Origin of the sequence: Lentzea xinjiangensis (genome assembly GCF_900110955.1) — a bacterium.
GTDB lineage: Bacteria > Actinomycetota > Actinomycetes > Mycobacteriales > Pseudonocardiaceae > Lentzea > Lentzea xinjiangensis.
This window is the reverse complement of record NZ_FOFR01000046.1, coordinates 1-7,612: the sequence shown is the minus strand read 5'-3', so window position 1 is coordinate 7,612 and position 7,612 is coordinate 1. Positions and strand designations below refer to the sequence as shown.

12 protein-coding genes are annotated in these 7,612 nt (G+C 66.9%); 10 read left to right on the top strand and 2 right to left on the bottom strand.

What is annotated here, in order from left to right; all coding sequences use genetic code 11:
- Positions 1 to 157: 157 nt before the first annotated feature.
- Positions 158 to 1,399 carry a helix-turn-helix domain-containing protein gene (locus BMW88_RS40655; protein ID WP_089962581.1) on the bottom strand — a complete coding sequence of 414 codons (1,242 nt, stop codon included), beginning with the start codon at positions 1,397 to 1,399 and terminating at the stop codon, positions 158 to 160.
- Positions 1,400 to 1,601: 202 nt separating this feature from the next.
- On the opposite strand from BMW88_RS40655, the gene BMW88_RS41550 reads away from it, so the two are divergent.
- On the top strand, positions 1,602 to 1,805 hold the full coding sequence (locus BMW88_RS41550; RefSeq protein WP_143116523.1) for a hypothetical protein: 204 nt from the start codon (positions 1,602 to 1,604) through the stop codon (positions 1,803 to 1,805).
- A gap of 8 nt (positions 1,806 to 1,813) precedes the next feature.
- Here the strand turns inward: BMW88_RS41550 and BMW88_RS40650 are convergent, their stop codons facing one another.
- A complete protein-coding gene (locus BMW88_RS40650; protein ID WP_089962577.1) occupies positions 1,814 to 2,158 on the bottom strand; it encodes a GntR family transcriptional regulator in 345 nt (114 codons plus the stop codon).
- Positions 2,159 to 2,334: 176 nt separating this feature from the next.
- Here BMW88_RS40650 and BMW88_RS40645 point away from each other — a divergent pair, with 176 nt between their 5' ends.
- From BMW88_RS40645 to BMW88_RS40605, 9 genes are all read left to right on the top strand, one after another.
- On the top strand, positions 2,335 to 2,613 hold the full coding sequence (locus BMW88_RS40645) for a WhiB family transcriptional regulator (protein ID WP_177221680.1): 279 nt from the start codon (positions 2,335 to 2,337) through the stop codon (positions 2,611 to 2,613).
- Complete coding sequence (locus BMW88_RS40640; RefSeq protein WP_089962570.1) at positions 2,613 to 3,053, top strand: RRQRL motif-containing zinc-binding protein; 441 nt, start codon at positions 2,613 to 2,615, stop codon at positions 3,051 to 3,053. Before BMW88_RS40645 ends, BMW88_RS40640 begins: the two co-directional genes overlap by 1 nt.
- Positions 3,053 to 3,301, top strand: a complete 249-nt coding sequence (locus tag BMW88_RS40635) for a hypothetical protein (protein ID WP_089962567.1) — start codon at positions 3,053 to 3,055, stop codon at positions 3,299 to 3,301. The genes BMW88_RS40640 and BMW88_RS40635 overlap by 1 nt, the downstream gene beginning before the upstream one ends.
- Positions 3,302 to 3,355: 54 nt before the next feature.
- Complete coding sequence (locus tag BMW88_RS40630; RefSeq protein WP_089962564.1) at positions 3,356 to 3,736, top strand: hypothetical protein; 381 nt, start codon at positions 3,356 to 3,358, stop codon at positions 3,734 to 3,736.
- Positions 3,736 to 4,050, top strand: a complete 315-nt coding sequence (locus BMW88_RS40625) for a hypothetical protein (protein ID WP_089962560.1) — start codon at positions 3,736 to 3,738, stop codon at positions 4,048 to 4,050. Before BMW88_RS40630 ends, BMW88_RS40625 begins: the two co-directional genes overlap by 1 nt.
- A gap of 89 nt (positions 4,051 to 4,139) precedes the next feature.
- Positions 4,140 to 4,394 carry a hypothetical protein gene (locus tag BMW88_RS40620; RefSeq protein WP_089962558.1) on the top strand — a complete coding sequence of 85 codons (255 nt, stop codon included), beginning with the start codon at positions 4,140 to 4,142 and terminating at the stop codon, positions 4,392 to 4,394.
- Positions 4,391 to 4,672, top strand: coding sequence for a hypothetical protein (locus BMW88_RS40615; protein WP_089962555.1), 282 nt, complete (start codon positions 4,391 to 4,393; stop codon positions 4,670 to 4,672). Before BMW88_RS40620 ends, BMW88_RS40615 begins: the two co-directional genes overlap by 4 nt.
- The gene (locus BMW88_RS40610; protein ID WP_089962554.1) at positions 4,669 to 5,604 is read left to right on the top strand and encodes a hypothetical protein; all 936 of its coding nucleotides are present in this window, start codon (positions 4,669 to 4,671) and stop codon (positions 5,602 to 5,604) included. The genes BMW88_RS40615 and BMW88_RS40610 overlap by 4 nt, the downstream gene beginning before the upstream one ends.
- Positions 5,601 to 7,612, top strand: a 2,012-nt coding sequence (locus BMW88_RS40605; RefSeq protein WP_245778401.1) for an FtsK/SpoIIIE domain-containing protein, incomplete at its 3' end; no start/stop codon positions are given. The genes BMW88_RS40610 and BMW88_RS40605, both read left to right, overlap by 4 nt.

Here is a 7,612-nt window from a genome sequence, read left to right as displayed (position 1 = left end):
TCGGCATTGGTCTGCCGTTGACAGCCGCGGTGAGCTCGCGCCGGCAGTCCTGCTGTCGCAGCTCACGGCCGATGCGTGTGTCAGAGTGGCGTGCAGCTTGGATAGGGATTGGCTCACCGAGGGGTGGCACCCTCGTAGGTTCGCCGGACGGCGTGAGCTACCAGCCGCCAGACGGCCCTTGAATGTTCCGCAGCTCGCCCAGGTACTCCCGCGCCTCCGGCTCATCCTCGTATCGGTCTTTGAGCACTGCTTCGAGATCACGGGCCACCATCGCGAGTGACGGTAGAGATTTCCGGTCGCCGCTTAGGGCCTGCCTTCCGCGTGCAAGAGCTTGCTCCAGATCGCCTTCTCTGGCTGCTGCAACTCCAAGCGTCACTTGTGCTTCGGCGATGCGCATAGGCGACTTCTTTCGGCCGTTGAAGTCGGTACCGACCCGAATCACTTCTTCAGCGAGTTCTCGCGCTAGGCGGTCTTCGCCAATGTGACGAAGGCAATCCATGGCGTAGAAGTCGAACTTGGCAGGATCGACGACGAAGTGGTTATCGGTGTTTTCTGGGTATGGAAGAGAGTCCAAGACCTGACGCCCAGTTTCGAGTGTGCCGAGCATTTCGTCTCGTTTACCCATGCGAGCCCACGCTTTGGCCTCTTGCGCAATGAGTTGAACGCTGACGCTGTGGCTGCCCGACGCTGCCCTTCCCGCCTCCGTTGCCGCTAGAACGGCTCGGTAGTCTCCTGAGGTGAGCGCGAACCAGGCTCGCATCTCGAATGCCCAGCCGATGATGCCAGGGCTGTCTACTTCTTGTCCGAGCGTCAGTGCCGCTTTGCGCGTCGCTTCGGCTGCTCTGCGATCTCCCAGATCGTATTCGAGGCAACCAACCAAGAGTGCGAGCCAGCCTGCAAGCTCCAGAGCTTCACGGCGTTGTCGGAAGCTGAGCCGTTGTTCTTGAAGCTCTGTGATCCGACGCAACCACTGGCGACCTTCGAGAATTAGATCTGCGGCGGAAGTGCTCGCATAGTCAGAGCACAGACGATCCACGGTGATGCGTAGGCCGTCAATGGTGGCGTCGTTTACCGCTGAGGCATTTAGGCGGCTCACGATTTCGAGCGTGTCCATGCCGGTGGCGGACAAAATTTCGAGTCCGGACTGTGTTCGGTCCACCGGAGGGAACAGCGACGCGGTTACGGTTCCAAGAGTCGCTGCAATTATTGACTGGTAGTAGGAGCTAGGCTTGTTTTCCCCAAGTTCCCAGGCTTTCCAGCGTCGAACGAGATTGCTGGATTCCGGAAGCTGGTCGCTGGTGTGCGTGCGCATCCTCTCGGCGGCCTCGACCTGAGACCAGCCGTGCGCCGTGCGAAGAGAACGAATTCGCTGTGCCCACATACCGCTCTGGTCGGTCATCGCGCCTGCTCCCTGCTTGCGGGTACGTCGTCATTTCGAGTCTGCCACCGGAGGGCGGATGTGGGACAGGTGATGCGGTGGTGATGCGTCCGTATCACCACCGCACCACACGTATCACCACGCGTGACACTGACGTCCACCCAGGTTCGCAGGGTTGACTTGCGTTCATCGAAACAGCAAGTGACCAGCCGAGGAGGCAGGGATGGGACGCAAGCAGACGATGATGCCCACGGTCGGTGGTGGTGGCCGTGGTGGTCGTTTGATGGCAGTGGGGATCGGCCTTGTACTGCTCGGATTGATCCTGCGCGACCCCGTTGGGGCGGCGCACCTCGCTCGTCAAGCCGCCGTTTGGTTCGGATCGGTGTTGGAGGCACTGAGTTCCTTCGGTTCGGCTTTGTCGCAGTAAGTAACTCGCTAACTGTTTCGCCTATCGCGTTCGAGGGCAGCAAAGCGGGATTGAAGGTCCGCGAGTTCTACGCGAATCTGTTGCAATTGTTCTTGTAGTGGCGATTCGTCATCGGATGTTTCCGGTCGTTCGCAAACGAAGCTGCCGCGTCCGGGAATAGTGGTGACATAGCCCTGCTCTCCCAAGAGGGCGATTGCGCGTTGCGCGGTGGCGATCGTGACGCTTGCTGTTGCTGCCAGCTCGCGCACTGGCGGCAACTTGTCATCTGGCTTCAGCTCGCCCGCCTGGATCTTGGCGATCACGGCGGCGGCGAGCGCCTGGTAGGGGTGACCTGCACTGGGTGAGAGCTGCATAGCTTCAACATACCGGCCGTTATAGGCCGTTCTAGATCACCCGATCGGAGCATGGACACGACTTGGACCCCACGCCTAGGTTGTGTTCTAGAACGACATACAACGCACTAGAACGGAGAGAGATGAAGCGGTTCCACCTCATGGAGGTTCCGACCAACTGGGAGGACCGGCCCTGTGTGGGTACGGACCTTGAGCTGTGGTTCGGCGCGTCGGACGACACCCCGGCGCACTTGCGGGAGTCGGCCGAGGACATGCGGCGGCGTGAGTCGGTGGCCAAGGCGACGTGCGCCGGATGCCCGTTTGTCGTGCGGTGCTTGGAAAGCGAGCTGGAGCACGGGATCGGCGGGCAGTGGGGCGTTCGTGGCGGCATGACCGCCAAGGAGCGCCAGGACCTGATCCGCACCCGCCGCCAGGCCGCCGTTGCCGCTCTCGTCACCGATGTCGAGGTGGCGTGATGAGCGGGCGTCAGTGGCCGTTCGGCGAGACGACGTTGTGGGACGGCCGGACGGTGTTCTGCCGGGGCACCTGGGAAGGGCTTCCGGTGTTCGCGTTCCGTGGCCGGCCTTGTGCCGCACCGAAGGGGTTGCTGACGCGGCGGCAGCTGCGCGCCAAGGGGCAGCGGCCTGGAGGTCAGGACCCGGTGGCGTTGCTGATGTTCCGCCACGTCAAGCCGTTCCGGCGTGTCGAGCTGTGCGAGCTGTTCCGCGAGGACCTGGCGGTGCCCGTGCGGCCGATGACCCCGGCCAAGGAGAAGGCACTCGCCGCGGCTAACCAGGCGCGCCGGTTCTGCCACACCCACCAGGGCCACGTGGACCACTTCGTGCGCGGCCCCAAGAAGCAGTGCTCCGTGTGCTTCAGCGCGGACGAGACCACTTACGAGCAGGAGGCAGCCTGATGAAGATCCGCCTTGAAGGAACGGCCGCTGAGATCGCCACCGCTGTTGAGTCGCTGCGCCTGGGGTTCGAGGTGCAGGAGGTCAGCCACTTCTACGCCAACCGTGGCGAGTCGGTGCTGGGGCGTGTGTACGTCACCGCATCACCGCTCGGTGGCGTCATCCAGGCGAAGGCGACGCGCGCCGACAGCGAGAGCACTGGCCGGTCCAAGCGGTTGCGCGGCAGGGCGTTCCGCGAGCTGGAGAGCTGAACCGTGAGCAAGTCCCTTATTGCCAACAACTCTGAGAAGACCAGGAGCGAGAACGTGACGAACTTCCTTCAGCTGCACAGCCACTTCGTCCAGCAGACGCCCGGCGGCATCAGCGTGAACTTCCTGCGCAACACGCAGGTGCTGGGCAACGGCGTCACGGTGTCGTTCCAGCTGCCCGCCCTGCCGATCGGTGACGGCCTGGTCCTCACGCCGGTCGTCTACACCGAGGGCATGAGCAGCGTGCGTCTGGACTTCGGACGCTGGACGGGCGGCCTGTGCGCGAACGGGACCGGCGCTCTGCTGCCGTTCTCGACCCCCGACCAGGCGGAAGCGGCGCGCCTGGTCCGCGCTTTCCACTCCGCGCGGCAGACCTCGTGGACCGACTCCACCGAGACGGTCACGGCGTGGATCACCGAGTACCTGGAGCGTGTGTGATGCGTACTCGGACTCTGGCCCTGTGCCTGATCGCCGTCACCGCGATCGTGGCGGCCTGCAAGCCCGTGCCCGACGCGCCGGCCGATTCGGCTGAGCCGCTGGTGGTGCTGTCGGTGACCTACTCCGGTCCGCGCAGCGAGAGCGGCCCTGGTGGCAAGGGCAAGCACTCGGTGGTGTGCGTCGTGGCAAGCGACCTGGAGCGCCACTACAGCGAGCGCGGCGAGCACATCGAGATCGCCATCAAGGCGGAGGAGTCCTCCGGCTACATGCAGGGGGACCCGTGCCCGCAGGGGCCTGTCATCTCGCGTTTCTGATCAGCCCGGACCGGCGGCCAACTCCGGCAAGAGACACCGCCGGTCCGGGTTCACACACCCAACAGTCAGCAGACCGAAAGGCACTCACAGTGTCCACCGAGCACCACGACGACGAACAGCCGGCATCCATCGCCGCCGCGATCGTCGACCTCTACGACACCATGCCCGCCTTCACCGCTCCGGCGGCCGAGCGCGCCGCGTGGTTCGACACCAAGGCCGCCGTGTTCGACCGCATCGCCACGAGCCCGAACGGCGGAGACGCGTTCAGGGCCAAGGCCGCCGAGCTGGCCGCCGCCGCTCGTGACCTCGCCAAGAGCACCCGAGAGCTGGGGGAGAAGCGATGACCATCCCGACGACCGTTGTGCTCGTGGGCCTGGCCCTCGCGCTGCTGGCCGTGATCGTGCTGTGGAAGCTGCTGCTGATCGGCGGCGGCATCCTCACCGCGCAGTGGCTGATGTTCACCGCCGCCGCCGACAACCCGGCGTTGCAGCTCGCCGTCCTCGCCATCCCCGCCCTGGTGGTGGCCGCCGTCATCACCCACCGCACCCCGACTTACCGCCACCGCCCCGCCCCGGCCGGTTTCGGCTCCCGTTCCCGTGCCGCTGAGGAGGCCACGCGATGACCAGCGCTTACCCCACCCCGATGGACAAGCTCACCGAGCAGGTCCGCGCCATGGCCACCGAGCAGGGCGCGTGGCCGTCGATCCGCCAGATCAGGCAGCGCTGCAACGTCGGCCACCCCAAGGCCACGCAGGCACTGGAAGCGTTGCGCACCAGCGGTTTCGAACCGTCCAAGCAGGACACCCCGTCCGCGCCGGTGGCCGTGCTCGAACGTCGCTTGCACTCCGTGCCCGCCTCGACCACCGACGACGCGCAGGCCGACGACATCGACCAGGACCAGGCCGCCGTGGTCGAGCAGGACCAGGCGGACCGCGAGCCCGTGATCGCCGCGCCGGTTGCGGTGACGGCCGAGACCGCGACCGTGCCCGCCCTGGCGGCCGAGCGCGCCGAGGTGGTGAGCACGGTCGCGGAACCGGCCGTCACCACCGCCCCGGTGCCGGTGGCCGTCGACACCGCCCCGGTGCCGCCGAGCACGGCTGTTGCCGCGTCGCGGACGCCCGGCCGGTGGCGCAACGTGCCGGTGTACCTGATCGCGCTGGGCGCGTTCGTGGCCATCTGGGGTGGCTGGGTCGGGCTGGGCGAGATGACCGGGTTCGGTCCGGTGAACCTGCTGCCCGGCATCGTGGACGACTGGAGCATCAACACCGCGATCACGCTGCCGCTGGGCATGGAGGCCTACGCCGCGTTCGCGATGCGGGTGTGGTTCGACCAGTCCAAGCCCGCACGGGCACGGCGGTTCGCGATGTGGTCCACGTGCGCCGCGCTGGTCCTGGGCATGAGCGGGCAGGTCGCCTACCACCTGATGCAGGCCGCGGGCATGACCGCCGCCCCGTGGCAGATCACCACGTTCGTGTCCTGTCTTCCCGTGCTCGTTCTCGGTGGCGCGGCGGCTCTGGTCCACCTGTCCCACGACACGACTGAGGTGCAGTCATGAGCGTCGACCACACCACCACCCCGACCGGCACCGAGACCACCGCCGACGCCGACGAGACCGCGACCGTGACCGCCGTGAGCACCGCAGGGGAGGAGACCGCCATGCCGAGCAACGTCCGCGCGCTGCGACCGGGCACGGCGCTGGAGGTCGCCCCCACGGTGCTGGAGGCGGAGTTCGCCGACGAGGACCAGGACGACACCGACCAGCCCGGTACGCCAGGTGAGGTGACGGCGGTCGATCAACCGGGCGGGGACTCGGTGGACTGGGTTCGCCGGTTGCAGGAGGCCAAGCGGGAACCGATCCTGCCCGCCTACCTGCGGTCTGTGCAGGAGGCCAAGGCCACCGCGAAGTGGGTGGCGGGCTACTACGCCCACGCCGCCGGGTACCACGCCGTGCGTGCGCCGCTGTACGGCCTGCACCTGGCGATCCGGGCTCCGCGCGGGGCGTTCCTGCTCGCCGCCGCCACCGGCCGGTGGGTCTCCGACGCGGAAGGCCGGCCGATGCGCGCGGCCGTGGTGAAGGCGGAGGACTCCGCGGCCTACATGCGGCTGTCCGCGCAGCGTGACGCCCGTGTGCGGTTCCGCTCCATCGTGCTGGCCCTGGGCCTGCTCATCGGTGTGCCCGCGTTGATCCTGCTGCCCGGTGCGCTGCCGGGCTGGGTGATGTGGGCCTGCTACGCCCTGGCGCTGGGGCTGCTGGGCAAGCTCGGCACCCCGGCCGATAAGCCCGTGGTGTCCCCGGCCGTGGTGGCCGCCCGCTACTCCAAGCTCACCAGCGACGCCGTGACCCGCGCGCTCACCCAGCTCGGCATCGCCGCCATCAACAGCGCGGTGAAGACCGACCCCAAGGCCATCGGGTTCGTGCACCCGATCCACCAGGAGGGTCCGGGCTGGGTCGCCCACATCGACCTGCCCGGCGGTGCTACAGCCGCCGAGGTCATCAAGAACCGCGACAAGCTCGCCTCCGCGCTCGGCCGGCCTTTGAACTCGGTGTGGCCGGAGGGCCGTTCCGATGTCAGCCCGGCCCGGCTGGTGCTGTGGGTGGGATTCCAGGACATGAGCCAGTCCAAGCAGCCCGCGTGGCCGCTGCGCAAGGGCGCGGCTATCGACCTGTTCGACGCGCAGCCGTTCGGCACCGACCCGAAGGGCAACTGGGTGGCGTTCACCCTGATGTTCGTCTCCGGTGTCGTCGGCGCGGTTCCCCGCATGGGCAAGACGTTCGCCCTGCGGCTGCTGCTGCTCATCGCCGCACTCGACCCGCGCGCCGAGATCCACGCCTACGACCTCAAGGGAACCGGTGACCTCTCGCCGCTGGAGCCAGTGGCGCACCGCTACCGCGCCGGGGACGAGGACGACGACATCCTCTACGCGCTGGGTGCGTTGCGGGAGCTGCAAAACGAGATGCGCCGCCGTACCAAGGTGATCCGCGAACTGCCGCGCGACCTCTGCCCGGACAGCCAGCTCACCACCGAGCTTGCGTCCAAGAAGTCCTTGGGCCTGCACCCGATCGTCGTGGGCTGTGACGAGGTGCAGAAGTGGTTCGAGCACAAGGACCACGGCAAGGACATCGAGGAAATCGTGACCGACCTCGTCAAGCGTGGCCCGGCGACCGGGATCGTGGTCCTGCTGGCCACCCAGCGCCCGGACGCCAAGTCCATCCCGGCGCAGATCAGCGACAACGCCATCCTGCGGTTCTGCCTGATGGTGTCGGGCCAGGTGCCCAACGACATGGTGTTGGGCACCTCCAGCTACCAGAACGGCGAGCGGGCAACCGAGTTCAACTTCAAGCGGGACAAGGGCGTTGGCCTGCTCAAGGGCGTCGTCGACGAGACGACCACCGTGAAGACCGTGAAGTTCAACGGACCCGACTCGGTGGCGCTGATCGAGCGTGCCCGCGCGCACCGCGCAGCGGAGGGACGCATCACCGGCTACGCCGCTGGCCTTGACGCCACTGTGGACGAGTCCAAGTCCGCGGCTAACACGCTGCTGCAAGACCTGATGAGCGTGTT